Genomic DNA, 16271 nt, shown 5'->3' on the forward strand with positions numbered 1-16271 from the left:
CTACCGGGCTTGGCAAGCCGGCCCGGGTACCGCGTTCATGCTAGCCCGGCTCAAGAATGTCTCGGCCTCCCTGTATTGACGGGCAATTTCGGCCGTCGCGTATATCGACGTAGTGTCCAGCGAGTCGTGTCCCGCGAAATTCCGGGCACTTTCGAGACTCATGCCATTGGCCACCGCGTGCGAAAGGAATGTATGCCTCAGCCAGTGTGGGCTTGCCGCGGCAAATGCGCGCGCGTGTGGGGAGTCCTGACGCAGCGCTTCCGCATTCGCCTTCTCGAAAAAGCGCTTGATCGCGGCATATAGCTTGGCGTAGTGGACGGGCTTCGCCTGCCGCGCGAGGCTCGCCAGCGCCGCTTGCACGTCAACGCCTTTTGCAGCCGCTTCACGCCTTAGCCGGCCGATGTCCTGCTTGTCGGGCAACGCGGGAATGAGCGGCGTGCCGACCGGGCAGGCGAGGGGATCGCGTGGAAAGCCGCGTGCGGCCAGATAGTCACCGAGCGCCGCGAGGACCGGCGGCACCAGCGGAATAAAGCGCTCCTTCGCGCCTTTGCCAACGACACGGAGCAGGTGGATCGACCCGAGTTCGGTTCCGGCGTAGCGGATGCTGATGTCGTCGGTGAACGCACCACACAGCTCGGCGCGGCGCAGACCCGTGCTGTACATGAAAAACAGCACGAAGCGCATGCGGGCGGCGGCGGCCGAGTCGGGAAGGGCGTCGAGCACGCGCATCGCGAACGTCCACGCCTCTCTGGTCAGGCTGCGCTCGATCTGCACACGCGGCTTCGCGGCGACTCGCCGTTCATTGCCCGCTTCGTCGGTCTCAACACCGAGGAACACCTTGACCTTCGCGAAGGCATTGTGGTCGAGGTACTGCGCGTTGACGAGATCCCCGAAGAACTTCTTCAGTGCGTTCAGCGCATCCTGGCGGCTTTTGACCGTCAGCGGGCCGCGAAATGGCTTCCACGCCGGATCGGACCGCGGTACCGGCGCTTCGTTGACCCATTGCGCTGCCGGTTGAGGATCAACGAGGAAGCGGTTGATGTAGTCACGTGCATCGTCGATGTCGAGGCTCGACAGCGGCTTGCCCTTTGCGAAGATCGCCCACAGCAACAGGCGTTCGGCCTCGGCCCGGTACCGCAACCGTGTGTTCGCATTCTCGTAATCAGCCAGCCAGAAGTCGATGGCTTGCAGATCGTTCAGCGCGCGGCTGTTGTTCTTGAGCAGATTGCGATTCGCTCCGGTTGATCCGTCCAGATTCGGGGGAATCAGGAAATACTCCAGCGGCACGATGCCCGTCGCCGGCGCCCGCTGCAGCTGCGGCACGGTTAAGGAGCGCGTCGACGGATGTGCCTGGGCTTGCGGGAGGAGCGCCAGCCCGTCGACGTCGCGGTAATGCGCGAGCCATGCGGTGATCCGGCGCGCCCCGACTTCGCCGAGCCGCGGCACGTGCCGGTACCAGCGGTAGCCGACGGCGTTGATCGCCTCGACCAGCCTGCCGATCGTGGTGAGGCCTACGTCGGATAGACGCAGCGCCACGGCGGTGTCGAACCAGCCGAGCACGTGATGCTCCGGCCTGGGGTCTTCTACCACCAGCCGTGCGAGCGCCTCGAGCGCTGCCAGTTGACGCACCCGCAGGCGCGCGTTGCGCTGCTGACGGCGCAGCGTCGCCGCGGCTTCCGCATTCTGTGCGGAAGGGGACCCGGCGTGATGCGCAGCGAAGAGGTCGAGCAGCTCCTTCTCGGTATAGAAGCCGTCAGCGTCGTGCGCGGCGGCGAATTCTTCCAGCGACGGCGCGACGGCGCCGGGCGCGGCGGCACCGGCTAAAGCGGACGGGCGGATCGCGAGCAGCCGCGCTGTCGCAAAATCCTGGCGCTTGCGCGCGGCGGCGACAAACGCCGTCAGCAGCCAGTTGCGCGTGGCGGCCGCCTTGCGGGCATCGTGGCCGAACTCGAGATACTGATCGGCCAGCGCCGCCAGGTCCAGCCCTTCCAGATAGCCGCGAAAAAATGCGAGGTGTTGGAGGCCGATGCGTCGCTTCTGCTCCCGCTCGCGCTGCGCCAGTCGGCGCCGCGTGCGGCTGCTGACCGTGGTGGCGGAGCTGCCGCGCGCGGCGGGCAGGTCCCGGAATTCAACATCCTCTACATCGTAAGTCAGTGGCACGAGGGGGGTCGCCTCAGGTTACGGAAACTGTAGCGTCCGGTACGACGCGGATCGTACTGCGTTGGCAGCGGCGCACCGGTTCCGGCACGCGGCACAACCGGCGTGATGCTGCTGGGAGCCATGCGCGGCGGGGCTGAGAACAGGTACAGAAAAAAATGTACCTGATTGGCCAAATAAAGTGAAGGGTACAATAGTTGGGGCTATTGTACCCTTCATTTCGGGACATTGATTGACGCGTCAATCAAATTTCGCCCACACAACCAAATTTGTTACCACTTTTCGACTGAATTTGTTACTGCCGCTCCGCGCTGCCCGTCGATAAGCGCGATCGCTTCCGATTTCGTGGCCCGTTATCGCAACTCGCGGTTCCGCCGTGTCTGGTCCTGCCGTGGCAAGCGCTTGACGGTACCGGTCGGCCGATCCGGCCAGTCTCTCCGCTCATTCGGGAAACCGTGACGCGCCCTGACGGTCAATAAACAGTTGGTAATTGGTCGCCACGGTCGTGGCCATCGGGCTCGGTTGATCACCGGTGGAGCGGGGAAGACCAGCGCCTGACCACTCCGTCTCTTCCTTGGCTCGCCCTCTATCAACCTGCACGTTGCTTTACGTTGGCACGCTATCCGGTGAGTTACCGCACGCGGCGCGCGGTAGTTGGAGGGGGTTCCCTGCTGTCCTCACGCGAGAATCTTTAATTGTGCTTGGGTGAACAGCGTTGAACTGACCATCCCTCAATACGTGAGCGTTTCACGGGTTACCCAACAGGCGACGAGGGGAAGCAAGGCTGAGGGCGGCCGAGTCGCCTTCTGACTTTTTTTGCACGCGCTCTTCAACATAACGGGTGTTTTGCCGATACCCGTAAATCGCGACAAAAAGAGGAAGCGCACCATGTCAGATACCGTTAACCGCTTTGCCGGCGCACCCGGCGACCGTCCCCGCTCGCCTGGATCTGCATCGCCCGATCGCGCTGACCGAGTAGGCGGAGAGGCAGTGGAGGAACCGACCCGGGGCGAAAACGCCGCCGCGCCGGGGAGAGGCGCTACCCGGTTTCGGCGAGGGTGCCTCGCGACGGCCATGATTGCCGCCATTGCGTTCTTTCTGTGGGCAGTGCTCTGGCCGCAACTCGACGGGCACTACACCGGCGACGCGGGCAGAATCAGCGTTGATGTGGTGTCCGATAGCAACCGGACGCACGTGATGCTCTCAGGCGACGCCGCTGAAGGCAGCGCCGGGCAGCGCGTCGATGGCAACCGGAGCATGACAACGGTCACTTTTGGAACGGACGAACTCCAGCGCCAGGCGCTGGTGTTTCACCCGTTCAGCGGCGGATCTGGGCAATTCACGCTGGTCAGTGGATGCCGCTCGGTCACGCTCAACAAGAGCACGTCTGGCAGCCGCTTTGTTGTGGCGCACCCCTATCTGACTTCCTCGTTGTCACGGTCGGCGTGCTGTGCTTCATGGGCTGGGTGCTTAACCAGAAGGCGAAGGGCGAGCCTGAGGCGATCTTCCCGATGTGGCTCGCGTTCTTTGTCGCATTCTTTGCCAGTACCGGGGTGCTCGGCTGGGCCGGCAATGCGGGGATGTTCGGGTTCGACGGCGTACCCCGAAACCCGGTGGCGCAGGTCATTGTTCGGGGCGCTGAGTGGTTCCTCGCCGTGAACGACGAAAGCGCGTTGCTGCTGGGCATCTTGGCCATGTTCGTCCTGTCGCAGTGGTGCGCATATCTCGCCGCGGGCGCCAGCGGCGCAGCCCGGCGCTCGCGCTTTGTGGTCTTCGCGTGGAAATGGGTCGCGCTGTTCATCGCTAAGGCCTTCATCAGTGCCTCCGCGGTACTGTTGGGAATCGTGCTCGTCGGCAGCTACTACGCCTGGCTGAACCCCGAGCCGCTCAATGTCTGTGCGAATGCCATGACCGCCCTGCTGCTGCTGATCCCCGGGGTGGCGATTTTCTGCACCGTCCCGCTCAAAAAGGCGGAAGGGCGGACTGTCTCGCGCCGCGTCCGGCGGATCCACAAGTGGACCAGACTTTGCTCGACCGCGCTCGCTGCTCCCGCTCTCCGGCACGTCGCCACGTTGCACGGTGGGCTGTCCCGATCGCGGCGTCGTCGAAGAGCGCCGCTACCGGGCGCTTACCCTCAAGCCCATTGGTGACTTGATACCCGAAATGTCCATCGCCAAGCTTACATCATCCGCACGTCAGGGAGCGGCACCGGTTGAGGGCATAACCGAGGGGAAGACCAAACTGTTTCAGGCGCGAGCCGTGACTGGAACCCAATGGCTCGCCGTCGTGGCCATGGATGAGTCAGAGGTGAGTGCCGGCATGCGATCGCTCCTGGCAATTTCGCTAGCTGCGCTCGTGATATTGACGGCTGCAGCAGTCGCGATCATCAGCATCGTCACTGGTCCGTCGTTCCGAAAGCTAGGTCAGGCTCGTGACGCAATGGAAGCAATCAGCTCGGGCGACGCTGACCTGACTCAGAGGCTACCGGATGCAGGTACCGATGAGGTCGCAGATATTGCGCGCGCTTTCAACCGTTTCGTCGACACGATCAACGGCGTGATGCGAAACGTGCGCGACACCAGTGAATCACTTAGGCAGGCAGCCGCTGAGATCGCTTCAGGTAACCACGATCTTTCGCGTCGTACCGAATCAGCAGCAGCAAGTCTTCAGGAAACAGCCGCCTCAATGGAAGAAGTTACGTCGACTGTCAGCCAGGCAGCGAGTTCGGCGCGACTGGCCAGCTCTACTGCATCCTCGGCGGGAGACGCCGCCTCGCGAGGAGGGATCGTGATGTCGGATGTGATTGCGACAATGCAGGAAATCGAGGGAGCTTCGTCAAAAATTGGCGACATTATCGGCGTCATTGATGGTATAGCTTTCCAAACGAACATCCTGGCGTTGAATGCGGCCGTCGAAGCGGCGCGTGCCGGCGAAAACGGGCGAGGTTTTGCAGTCGTGGCGGGTGAAGTTCGAACGCTCGCTCAGCGCAGCGCTCAGGCGGCGAAAGAAATCAAGGATCTGATCGGTGCAAGCGTGACAAGCGTAACAACTGGAGCCTCGCTGGTTCGCGACGCTGGCATGTCCATGGAAGAGATCGTGGTCAGCGTCTCGAAGGTCACAACGATGATCGGTGAAATCGCGCAGGCTTCTCACGAGCAGAGTCGCGGTATCCAGGAGATGAATCGGGCGGTTTGCCAGCTCGACGAGATGGTGCAGCAAAACGCGGCGCTAGTGGAGCAGTCAGCAGGCGCAGCCACCGCCCTTGAAAATCAATCACGAGACCTCGCTGGAATCGTGGCCCAATTCCGGATAGCGTGAATGTGGGCACTTTACGCCTTCGTGAAATGGTCACGGCGAATGCCAAGGATGAGCCGCGATGATAGGAACGGCTCTCCACCGAAGGGGGTTTTTCCCGTGCGCCGTGGCGGCAGTGCATTGCGGCCCGTCGCCATGAGGTAGCATCGACAGCATTTACCGGGCGTGCCGAGCTCCCGGCTCGAGCATGCTCCAAGGGAGGCTGCGACTTTGATTCGGGGTATCGCGACAAAGGAAGAGCAAAATCATGCGAGAGGTTAGTCTCAGTCTGACGCAAACTTTTTTTCTGGTCGCACGAGAGGGAACTTATTCAGCTGCTGCCCGGTTGTTGAACATCTCCTACCAGTCCGTCGCGAATCATGTTCGGCGCCTGGAACAGTTGGTGGGCGAGCGGTTGGTGACGGCTCAGAGAGGAAGCAAATCAATCACGCTGACTGCGCGCGGCAGTAGCCTCTACCAATTGCTGGAGCCGGAGTTTGATGTGATGCTTGCGCGGCTGGGCAGTCTCATTGACAAGGAACGCCCTGTTGTCCGTATGGGCATGCCTCAAGCTTTTTTCTACTATCTGATGCCAGAAGTCTTGCGCGACTTCCGAGCGTTGTATCCCGCGGTCGAGATCATCTGCTATGAGCGCGATACGGCGTTGGCGGACCTTGTGAAAGAGGGCCGCCTCGATGCATTTTTGACTGAACGGTATTTCGGGGATCAGGCGGTCCCGCAGCATCTGATTTGTAGTTACGAGCCGGCGCTTGTGTTTCCAAAAGCATGGGAAGGACCAGAGAATGAGGCGCAGTTGGCTAGCTGGGCAGAAGGGCGCCCGTTCGTCACCCACGAGCCGGGCCAGTTGCTGCGGAACGTTGCAATGGACTTGCTCACCCGCGGGGATAACGGAACGATAATGGTAGTCTGTGCGGATTCGTGAGCGTGGATCAAAAATGGCGTCCATGAATGGGCGGTCGGCCGTAGCTGTGATAAACCTGCGCCTTATCGCGGCCAGTACGTTTGAGTAGGATCGTGTAATTGGAAGGGCAGGGCCGCATCTTCGTGTTGCTCGGCCTTATGCGAAGCTTTCCATAAGGCCGAGCAGCGCCTGTCGACCCGACGTGGAAGGATGTCCGTTAGGGCCCACGGTGTTAGTTATTCGTTGTCCGCCAGCCCTTCCCTTGGCAATGCCATCTCACTCTGCCGTTATTTTCGCGACCAACCGAGAGGAAACCCAAATGAAGGGGTTCTTAGGCTCTAACCCGAACGAGCCGTTCCAAGGATAGGCCAACCGATGTTAGCGCGTCTTGCGGTCTTGCCTCACCGCAATAGAGTTCACTACGATGCCGTCGAGAATGGAGATCAGCGTTGGTGAATCGGACGCGGCATCGGAACGTGACTATCATTATCAGTTCGTTGGCCATCGCAAATACAATAGGCCATGAAGGCGTGGTCAGACCGAATAAAGAAAGGCGCTTTCCGGAGGACTGGGCGGCGACCTCCCTTCGCCGCCCGTTGCGCTTACGGCAGTGAGATCTGGCGGGTGTACTCTGCCGTCACGTTGGGACCCGTGGCTACGCCGAATAACGGGTACACGGTCGTGGGTCCGCTAGCCGCCAGGCCCATGTAATCGCCGAGGAAATGGCCACGCGCCACCGGAGCGTTCAGTATGTTGAACGAGGCTGTGGTCAGTTGCTGCTCATGGCCCCAGTTGGCAGCGCTCGCGCACCCGGCGGAGCAGAAAACCGCGAAATAGTCGGTGCCCTCGAAGCCGGCAGGTGTGTTCGTGTCGTTACGAAAGTCGTAGTAGGTCACCACGACCGTCTTGCCGTCCCCCGACGCCACCACTGCGGGGATGAAAGCCTGCTGTCGGCACGGGTTCGTGGCATTCGCCGGCGTCTTGTTGATCATCACCGGCGTTGACCAGGTGGCTCCGCCGTCATCCGACTCGCTGAAAGCGATCCCGTCGATTTTCCCATTGGACGCACTGGTGCAGGTGGCCGGCAAGAAGCGATCGTCCTGCCAGGCAAGATAGATTGCCCCCGTGACCGGGTTCACAGCGATACTGTAGAGAATGGAGGCATCGCGCAACGGCTGGCCGGTGTCCGGCGTGACCACGCCGACCACCTGAATATCGCTGGCAAACGTCGGCCCCGACCAGTTCACGCCCTTATCCGTGGACTTGATGTAGCCGATGCTCAGACCTGCCTTCGTGACACCGATCGCTGTGAAGAAATCGAGCAGGGTCCCATTAGGCAACACCCGTACGATGTTGTCGATCGTCTGTTTGTTCGTGCCCGGCTGGTAGATTGGGACGGCTGTGCTCCACGTCACGCCATTGTCGATGGATCGTGAGAAGAAGGTCGGGCCGGTGAAGTTGAACTTGAAGGACGGTGCACCGCCCGCTGCAGCGCTAAGCAATTTGCGCGCGATTACGACACCGTCGTTTTCCGCGAGCAACTGAGCGGCGTCCCTGGTTGCCGGGAAAACGCTCAGTTGATCCCACACCGCATAGACGTTACCGTTCGCGGTCGGATCGGCAGTGAGCGAGTTCTTGTCATTGAGCACGTGCGGCGAGTTGTTGCGGATCAGCGTAACCGGAGATTGCCACGTCGCGCCGTGGTCGACGGAGCGGCTGACCAGCATTCCGCTATTTCGCGCGCCAAACGGAGTCGTCGGCTTCATTGGGTCCAACACCAGCGACATGAAGAAGGCCGTTCCGTCCTGCGCAAAGTCGACCCAGGGATCGGAGGCGCGACCGAATTTGCCCCCGGTGCACTCGCTAACGCCGGTCGGGATCGTGTTGGTCCAGGTGCTGCCCGCATCGTTGGACACGACGCCGACGAGCCCGCGCGAGCCACCGTCGTCCCAGCGATCCTGCTGGTGGCCGACGAGGAGGCGAGCCGTGTTGGTGCCAGTCGTGGTCGGATCGGCCGCCAGCCACGGCTCGATCGACGTGGCGGGAAAAACGATACTCCCGAATGCGGACTCCTGCGCGTGCACCTGGTCGGCAGTGCATCCGCTGAATGGATCGCCCGCGGCGACCTGGACGAGCGGGCCGAGCGTTTGCGCCTCGGCGCCTGGGCCGATCGCGCACGTGAGCGCAATGATTCCGCCGGCTATGATGCCTTGGGAAACAGAACGGGATAGGCGTCTGGAAATGGATTTCATTCTGTGCCTCGCAAAAGAGGGTAAAACGCCCTTGCACTGCCGGCTATACATCACCGGCATCATGACTCTCGCACTTGACCGTTCGATCCATGTGCGAAAACGACTGGCCCCACCGTAAAATCTCCGATCGGAGGCGCCGGCCGAGTGATACACCTGCAGAAACACACTAGGTCGCGGCAGACGCATTTGTGTGAAAAATTCATTACGGATGCCAGCACATCACGCGGTGTCCTTGCCGCTACTGACGTGGTATAGGAGTTGCGGAGGAGCAAACAGAGCATGTATGCACTTGCAGAAGCTCGGCGTGCCAGATTCGCGGGGTTGAGCGGTGGCGGTCAAGTCATCGTGCATGATGCGTGCGCTTTCGATGGCAGCCCCGGGCTCTGTTTCGGCTGGTTTCGTACCTGAGATGAGACCCGTCGATGGAAGAAGATGACCGACCACCAGCGCCATAAGGTTCTGAGCAACCGGTTCCGGCGACAGGTAAAGGCCGACAACTCGTCGGCGAGCGGCCGTACCGAGCGGCTGCTCGATCTCTGAAACCCGACATCGCTCCGGCGACGGCTCGACCACCGACAACGGGTCGAGATCAGCGCGTTAATCCATCGTCGATGGGGTGATTCCCAGCCAGAGCCACGAGATACGCTAAGGAATGCGAATCAAGCCGAACGAGGCTTCTCATCAAAAAGGTCTTGATGCTCTGCCTGTCTGACACGCCGCTGTCCGTTTGCTTTCAGCTTGTCGGCCAGACCTTCGCATGTGTGCGTTCCGACGTAGCCAGCTCACGGAAGACCAGCTTGGGGTCACCGTCCCTTTGGACGTGCGCGAGTGTCTCATAGAGCGCGGCGCTGTGACGTTCGTCGGCAAGGTGTGCGCGGTATCGCCTGAGTTCGTGTCTGGATGCCATGGTGTCGCCTGGTTGCATTCTCAACGTTTAAGTTTATCCATCAGTTACCCTTTTATGTGGAAAGCCCTGGTTCGGGCTTTTATCGAAAATGGCAACGGTTCTCATAAGGATTTGCTGGTCGGAATCAGATCCAACGATCCAACGGCAGTCCGAATCCCACCCGTGGGACCCTGAACAACCATGAATGGCAGGGGTCTCGGGTTGAAGCCGCAGGTGGGATCGGACACACCGGGACCACTGCTATCATGAAGATGACGTCCCCCTGGTTGGTGGCGCGCGGCATTCCTCGTCGGGAACCGGTATTCATCTTGCCAGCGGTGCACGGGGGGAGTGGGTGATGAAACCTGAGACCAGACTCGCATTGCAGTCGAAGGTTCGTGTCGGCCTGGTTGCCATTCTGCTCGCCGAAATACTGGTGCTTATCGGCGAACTGGCAAGTCGCATCTTGTCCATCGACGTGCCCGCATCGGCTATCACCGTGTTTGGTGTCTGCACTGTGATCCTGGCCGCCAGCTGGGTACGTAGCGACGCGCGACACGCGTACGAGGACGCCGTGCGCGCAGGTCATGTCGAGCTCGACGATGCGCGAGCCGTGGTGCTTTATATCGCGCCCCGGTGCCCGAGACGCTGGTTCGTCATACTTCATATCGGGTTGCACCCGGAACTCATCGGCTGCGAGGATGCGTCTCACAGGTGACGTTCGGCGCAGCCCCGGATTCTGGCAAAATTACCGGCGCTCCGTTGCGCCGTTACTCCGGTGCGGGTTCGGCTTCCTTTGCGGACCAGCTGATGCTGGACACTCCCTTTTCCATGCTGATACGGCTTGCCATCAGTTCAAGCTTTGCCTGGACCTTCGGATGCATGCGCACGGTCGCCGTCACTTCAATGCGCGCCGGGTCACCCTCAAAGTCCTGGCTGGTCAGGCTCTGGAACGACAGCGGCTGTGAATACATGGAGTTTGACAGCAGCGTGCGGATGTGGATTTCGTCCTGTTCGCGACAGACAACGGTCAGCACATATTCGCGCACCAGGTCCGCCCCTGACACCGGCGTCGCGTTGATGGCGCGACTGACCTCCCGCAGCAGGGTGTTGGTCACCAGCACCAGTATCGTCCCCGCGATCGCGGGCCCGAAGTGTCCGGAACCGCACAGCACACCGACGGCAGCCGCGCACCACAGGGTTGCAGCCGTGTTGATGCCCTGTATCGAGCCCTTGTCGCGCATGATGACGCCGCCACCGAGGAAACCGACGCCCGATACGACATAGGCCGCTATCTGCGTGACGCCGGCAATCCCGTTTCCGGTCAGCATGCCCAGCGTGACGAACAGGCACGCACCACTTGCCACCAGCGTGATGGTGCGTAACCCGGCGGTGCGCTGACGCATCTGGCGCTCCAGTCCAATGGCAACGCCGCAGGCAAAGGCGGCAAGCAGCCGCCAGAAGAAGTCAGCAGTCATGTTCGAAAGAAGTCTGGGATAGTCGGGGGGGTCCCGTGGCCGGGAGACCGTTCGGCATCGGGATATTGCAACATATCCCGATATCGCCGTGGTCAAGCTGTTTCAGCCGTATGTGCCGCTATCGGATCGCGGCACGCCCCGCACTGAGCACGAGGATGAGCGCCACGCCGCCAAACAGGAGGCCGGGCATGAAGGCATGATCGACCCATTCCGTCCGGGTGAGTACCGCTGTCGTTGCGATCCAGGCGAGCACGCCGGCAGCCAGAAAGCCATCGTCGACGAATAGCCCGAGGAGCGCTTTTCGCCGGATGCGCACGGTGCCACGACGCGGCGGATGCGCGGCAGCACCCCGCGCGGTGCTGGTGGGCGCGGGCACGTGCGCACCGTATCGGCGGCACGCAATGATCAGCATCTGCGACACGATCAGGTAGCCGCCCGCAAGCATGAGAATAGCGAGGTCCCCCGACGGCCACCCGAGCCCGAGGCCTTCACCTGACCAGAACGTGCCGAACGCGCAGAGCAGGATGCCGACTGCGTACTTCAAGGTGTTTTCCGGCATGTTCGCCAATGGTTTGTGCAGCACGACACCTAGACCGCAAACGAGCGCGAAGGCGGCTACTGCCCCGGCCGACACCGCGCCCATCTGACGACTGCTGGCGCCCAGCGCGATCACGATGAACACGACTTCCATGCCTTCGAGCATCACGATCTTGAACGACGTTACGAGGGCGACGGGATCCATCTGGCACGGTGGACGACCGCCTGACGCAGCGCGGTCGTCTCCCTCATGAACACGGCGTTTTCGTCATGCAGCGGGATGACGCCCGTTGCCCGAAGCATGGCCTTGCGCAGCCAGCGTGCGCCGAACAGCAGTGCAAGAGTGCCAACGAGGAGCCGCACCGCAACGATCGGCGCCTGCAGCAACGACTGGCCGAGCACGACGACCAGCACCGCCATGGCAAGCACGCCAGCAGTTGCCCCCGTTAGTGCTGAGCGCCAGCCTCGTATCGACCCGACCGCAAGAATCACAGTCAGCGCTTCAACGAACTCAATCAGGGATGCGAGGAATGACGCAATGACAGATGGACCGGTGTGTATCCAGGTGATCATGAAGTCTCCCGGTGTCGGGCCAATATGGGCCGTATCTTTTAGTGTCTGCGGAGAACATCGCTCAGACAGTATTTTCCGTAGATCAGGCAGTGGAAACGATCAGCGCGCCACGCATCGTGAGCGGGCGTCGCGACAGCAGTGACGCCGGTTGTAGCTGGAACTGGCGCGAGAATGATCTGACCCACGGTCGCAATGGCGCCAATGATCGCCACAAACAGGCCGATAACGAGGACGACGGGTCCCGTCTTGTGACGCATATGCAGGCGATTCATGGCATCACCTTCTATCCGTTTCGCGAAAGTCTCTTCGTCGTTGTCAGGATGCGAACCCGCTCCCGTCGCAATGGGAGCCGGCATCAGCCGAGCGTACGCTGAATCGCGCGAATCAATGCAACGAGCGCGGTTGCCTAGAGCACCGACGTCAGGAGGCATGCCCACAGCACCAGCAGCGTCCATTCGGTGCGGCTGAGCGGTCTGCCCCGCCAGTCACCATGACTGACTCGCAACGCCTGGGCGCGCGTTGCCCGCCGCCCCGTCATGCGGGCAGCGCGAGCGGAAAGCGGTCGAATCCGGCTCACGTTATCCACCTTTCGCGCATGGTGAACCTGCCTGGTCGAATGCAGGCAGATTCACGCTGCGAGCCAGCGGGAATTGCTGACGACGCAGGCGAAGTACGCAGGCCCGCTCTACCTGAGAAGCGTCATCTGAACGACCTTGACGATGACGAGCCCCACCGCGAGCAGCAGGTATCCGCGCAACACCCCCATCCAGACGCGCTTGGCTAATGTGAGGTTGGGCGGCGGCAGTTCGTCCAGCGGCGGCATACGCCATGTGTCGCGCGCGTTCTTCGGCCAGGCCTGAGCCGTGCCTACTCCCGTGCCCTCAGCGGGTTCACGGCGAAGCCTGCGAAGCACGACCGTCGAGGCGTACCCGACAATGGCGAGCAGCGTGCCGCCGCCGAGCATCGTGAGAATCGTCTCGCCGCTCATGTCCGGGTACATCACCGATGCCGTCAGGATGATCGACAGCATCACCAGCACCCAGATCACCGCGCCCGTGAACAGGTTCAGTTTCTTCGAGTTGACCCACGGTCCGAGCACGGCCTTGTCATTGCACAGCAGCAGCAGCAGGAATACCGTGGCACTCGGCAGCAGCACGCCCGCAAGCGTCTGCACGGTTTCCGTGAGCAGACCGAGTGGACTGCCAGGAATCAGCACGATGGCCGCAGCAGCGGCGACAATGCCGAAGTAGACCAGATAGAAGCCCTTCGCGTCCGACATGCCACGATGCAGCGAGTGATGGATCCTGAACACGTCGCCGATCGCGTAGGCCGTTGACAGCGACACCGCCGCCGCGCCGATGATGGCGGCGTCGAACAGCGCGATCGCGAAGAGGACGGCCGACGTATGACCCGCATACTTCTCGAGTCCGGCGATGACGCCGCCCGCATCGGTGAAATTGCCGAACTCGGGCTTGCCCTGGAAGAGCGCCGCGCAGAACGCGATCATCGCCACCGCACCGATCAGCACGAACGCAATGCCGATCCACAGATCCGCCTTCTCATACTTCATGAAGCGCGGCGTGATGCGCTTGTCGACGACATAGCTCTGCTGGAAGAACAGCTGCCACGGCGCAACCGTCGTGCCGACGATGCCGATCACAAGCAGCATCACGTCGGCGAGCTTCGAATGTGCGGGCCAGTTCGGAATGAAGAAGTCGCGCGTCATCTGGCCGGCGGGTGGGTGGATCGACACGAGCACGGGCACGAGCAGCAGGCTCAGCATGCACAGCAAAATCGCGAAGCGCTCGAACCTTCGGAAATTCCCGGTGCTGACGGCCGCCATGGTCAGCGCTGCGGCGATGCACACGCCGGCAAGCTTCGAGACGCCGAAGAAATCGACCACAAACGTGATGCCGATGAACTCGGTCACGATGGTCAGCGCGTTGAGCATGAAGAGGTCGATCACGCTGAACGCCCCCCAGAACCTGCCGAAGCGTTCGAAGATCAGACGTGCATGGCCGACACCCGTCACGGCACCGAGGCGCAGCACCATTTCCTGGTTGACGAAGAGCACCGGCACCAGCAGCAGCATGGTCCACATCAGCGTGGTGCCGTAGTTCTGTCCGGCCTGGGTATAGGTGCCGAACGCGCCGGCGTCGTTGTCGCCGACCATCACGATGAGGCCAGGACCGAGGATCGCGAGTAGCGTACGCAAGCGCGCCCACCAGCTGGTGCGGGGCGCGGTGTCATGACGCGCAATCGTGCCGAGTGCGCCCTTGATGTCACCGAGATGGGCGTCGTCGAGAACCGCACTGCGTTCGATTGCTACGCTGCGTGGTGGTGAAACGCTCGAGGGAGTGGACATTGTATTTCTCCGAGACAGGCAGGTCGAGTCGATCCCGCGGGTTTCCGCCATACGTAAGGATGTGAGTGGCCGGTCGACGGCACCGCTTGCGTATGTCGGACTACGCGCAGGTGCTTACGAAATCAGGGCCTTGAGGCCGAGCCAGAAATTAGTGAGCCGGTGTGCACTGCACTGATGTAGCGAAAGCATGGCGTCGTAGTAGTCGCGTGACTCTTTGACGTGCGGCAGATTCGAAAGGAGGAGCCCGAAGTTCATGATGTTTCTCCGTGCGTCTGGCTTGACGCGACACACGATATGCGGAAAGCCAGTGGGCACGCGGCCGGGCTCGACTTGGGGCGCGGCGAACGGAGCCTACCCGCTTTCCTCAGGACACAACTGGGACATGCGGCGTAAGCGGCAACTGTCACTGTCTGGCATCACGACCTCCCTTGCTCAAAGGTTTCGCGCACGGCTTGTACGCGCGCGTATCCACCTGCGCACTCGTGTCTTGGGACAGACGGGCGCGCAAACGCAGCCGCGAAATGACTCGCGACGAAATGCCTTACGGACGTGCAAATGCGGGACGCGCAGATGCGACGCCTGTATGGCGCTGATAGAGGTGCACGGGAGTGTCAAGACTGCGACGCGCACCGTCCGCCTGCTGGCGGGACGGCGGCTATGGAAGGGAAGCGCGGACGTCCTGCCGGTCAGGCGGCGAAACTATTCGTGGATCGACTACTGCAGCTGTCCAAGGCATCAGCCCCCTTTGTCAAGATGCGCAATTGTAGGCGCGTATCTTGCGGCAAGTCAACGCAGTTGATACAACGCAGTTCATAAGTAGAGCAAAACTATGAGACAGGCACACTGTGAATGCGGTCCATTGCCGGCAGGGATACATATCGGGTCTTTCTATCCTGTCAGGTAGCTGACGCAATCGAAGGGCCGTGTTGTTGATTCGCAGTGCGATGATCTTTACGCAAATTTAACTTGTCAGGCTATGAGTGCTCCGACTACAATCCGCCGCGTTGCCTTAAAGGAGTCCTCCGTGGACACATGCTCTAGCAGTGGAAGTCCGATGCCGGTATGCGCCGGCAGCATTACCGCGAGATAGCCGCCGCAGGACTCTCCTTCGCCGCTAGCTCGCCAAGTCGGGTTAGCGCGCTTCATCGATGACGGCCTGTCTGGTCGTCCGTCAGCAGCACGCTCCCTTTGTTCGATCGCCTCGCAGTCTTGCTGCGAGACGTGGCACGTCGCCTGACCTCGTCGGGCCGGACGGGAGTCGGGTCATGTTCTTCAAATCGTTCGCTGTTCCATTTGCTCTTCCTTTTGTCGGTACGTTCAGGGCCGTGGAGGCCGTACGTCCTGCGGCTGTCGTTGTCCGCAATGCGCCGTCGCGGCCCGGCGGGGACTGGGCCAACCGGATGACGGGTGTCGCCGTCACGGCCCATCTGCTGGTCGCACCGGCGCGGGGCGCGGGCGGCCTCGTGGCGAACGGACCGGCGGTCAATGGCCGCGCACCGCAGTCGCTGCGTCGGCTTGCCATCCGGCAGCTGCATCGCGCTGCGATCGCGGCGGCACGGACCGCCGTGCGCGTGGCGGTCGCCGGACGTCCGCTCACGCCCACCGGCTACGCGATTCTCGCGGCGATGGTCATGGCCGTGGCGCTCGTCGCGATGTTCTGCGCATCGTCGGCAGGCGCCGAACTGGAGAGTGCGTTGCGGCTCAGCTGGTGGTTCTGCTGAACCTTTTTTGGTTTCACGCTCGCGCCACATCCAGCGTATCTGGTCTCCCAACTGACCCTGCCGGTGAACCGGCAGGGCACAACATG

12 protein-coding genes and 1 pseudogene are annotated in these 16271 nt (G+C 61.7%); 6 read left to right on the forward strand and 7 right to left on the reverse strand.

Annotated features, from left to right (window positions below):
- Window positions 1–2160: a phage integrase family protein gene (locus tag AB4Y32_RS32450; protein WP_368725234.1), complete on the reverse strand. Its 2160-nt coding sequence runs from the start codon at window positions 2158–2160 to the stop codon at window positions 1–3.
- A gap of 1352 nt (window positions 2161–3512) precedes the next feature.
- On the opposite strand from AB4Y32_RS32450, the gene AB4Y32_RS32455 reads away from it, so the two are divergent.
- From AB4Y32_RS32455 to AB4Y32_RS32465, 3 genes and pseudogenes are all read left to right on the forward strand, one after another.
- Complete coding sequence (locus tag AB4Y32_RS32455) at window positions 3513–4307, forward strand: hypothetical protein (RefSeq protein ID WP_368725235.1); 795 nt, start codon at window positions 3513–3515, stop codon at window positions 4305–4307.
- Window positions 4285–5475, forward strand: a pseudogene (locus AB4Y32_RS32460) (methyl-accepting chemotaxis protein); the annotation flags it as partial. The gene AB4Y32_RS32455 and the pseudogene AB4Y32_RS32460, both read left to right, overlap by 23 nt.
- Window positions 5476–5719: 244 nt before the next feature.
- The gene (locus tag AB4Y32_RS32465; RefSeq protein WP_368725236.1) at window positions 5720–6394 is read left to right on the forward strand and encodes a LysR family transcriptional regulator; all 675 of its coding nucleotides are present in this window, start codon (window positions 5720–5722) and stop codon (window positions 6392–6394) included.
- 581 nt (window positions 6395–6975) lie between these two features.
- Here the strand turns inward: AB4Y32_RS32465 and AB4Y32_RS32470 are convergent.
- Window positions 6976–8625 carry a sialidase family protein gene (locus tag AB4Y32_RS32470; RefSeq protein ID WP_368725237.1) on the reverse strand — a complete coding sequence of 550 codons (1650 nt, stop codon included), beginning with the start codon at window positions 8623–8625 and terminating at the stop codon, window positions 6976–6978.
- A 1244-nt stretch (window positions 8626–9869) separates the two neighbouring features.
- On the opposite strand from AB4Y32_RS32470, the gene AB4Y32_RS32475 reads away from it, so the two are divergent.
- A complete protein-coding gene (locus AB4Y32_RS32475; protein ID WP_368725238.1) occupies window positions 9870–10229 on the forward strand; it encodes a hypothetical protein in 360 nt (119 codons plus the stop codon).
- A gap of 52 nt (window positions 10230–10281) precedes the next feature.
- Here the strand turns inward: AB4Y32_RS32475 and AB4Y32_RS32480 are convergent, their stop codons facing one another.
- From AB4Y32_RS32480 to AB4Y32_RS32490, 3 genes are all read right to left on the reverse strand, one after another.
- Window positions 10282–10989 carry an MgtC/SapB family protein gene (locus AB4Y32_RS32480; RefSeq protein ID WP_368725239.1) on the reverse strand — a complete coding sequence of 236 codons (708 nt, stop codon included), beginning with the start codon at window positions 10987–10989 and terminating at the stop codon, window positions 10282–10284.
- Window positions 10990–11107: 118 nt separating this feature from the next.
- Window positions 11108–11692 carry a hypothetical protein gene (locus AB4Y32_RS32485; RefSeq protein WP_368725240.1) on the reverse strand — a complete coding sequence of 195 codons (585 nt, stop codon included), beginning with the start codon at window positions 11690–11692 and terminating at the stop codon, window positions 11108–11110.
- A 17-nt stretch (window positions 11693–11709) separates the two neighbouring features.
- On the reverse strand, window positions 11710–12099 hold the full coding sequence (locus AB4Y32_RS32490) for a hypothetical protein (RefSeq protein WP_368725241.1): 390 nt from the start codon (window positions 12097–12099) through the stop codon (window positions 11710–11712).
- Between the two features lie 11 nt (window positions 12100–12110).
- On the opposite strand from AB4Y32_RS32490, the gene AB4Y32_RS32495 reads away from it, so the two are divergent.
- Window positions 12111–12473, forward strand: a complete 363-nt coding sequence (locus AB4Y32_RS32495) for a hypothetical protein (protein WP_368725242.1) — start codon at window positions 12111–12113, stop codon at window positions 12471–12473.
- Window positions 12474–12784: 311 nt separating this feature from the next.
- Here AB4Y32_RS32495 and AB4Y32_RS32500 read toward each other — a convergent pair whose 3' ends face one another.
- Together AB4Y32_RS32500 and AB4Y32_RS32505 are read right to left on the reverse strand one after the other, a co-directional pair.
- Window positions 12785–14464, reverse strand: coding sequence for an NRAMP family divalent metal transporter (locus tag AB4Y32_RS32500; protein WP_368725243.1), 1680 nt, complete (start codon window positions 14462–14464; stop codon window positions 12785–12787).
- Window positions 14465–14578: 114 nt separating this feature from the next.
- Window positions 14579–14719 carry a hypothetical protein gene (locus tag AB4Y32_RS32505; protein WP_368725244.1) on the reverse strand — a complete coding sequence of 47 codons (141 nt, stop codon included), beginning with the start codon at window positions 14717–14719 and terminating at the stop codon, window positions 14579–14581.
- Window positions 14720–15729: 1010 nt separating this feature from the next.
- On the opposite strand from AB4Y32_RS32505, the gene AB4Y32_RS32510 reads away from it, so the two are divergent.
- Window positions 15730–16185 carry a hypothetical protein gene (locus tag AB4Y32_RS32510; RefSeq protein WP_368725245.1) on the forward strand — a complete coding sequence of 152 codons (456 nt, stop codon included), beginning with the start codon at window positions 15730–15732 and terminating at the stop codon, window positions 16183–16185.
- Window positions 16186–16271: the final 86 nt, after the last annotated feature.

This window comes from Paraburkholderia phymatum, from assembly GCF_040965635.1.
GTDB lineage: Bacteria > Pseudomonadota > Gammaproteobacteria > Burkholderiales > Burkholderiaceae > Paraburkholderia > Paraburkholderia phymatum_B.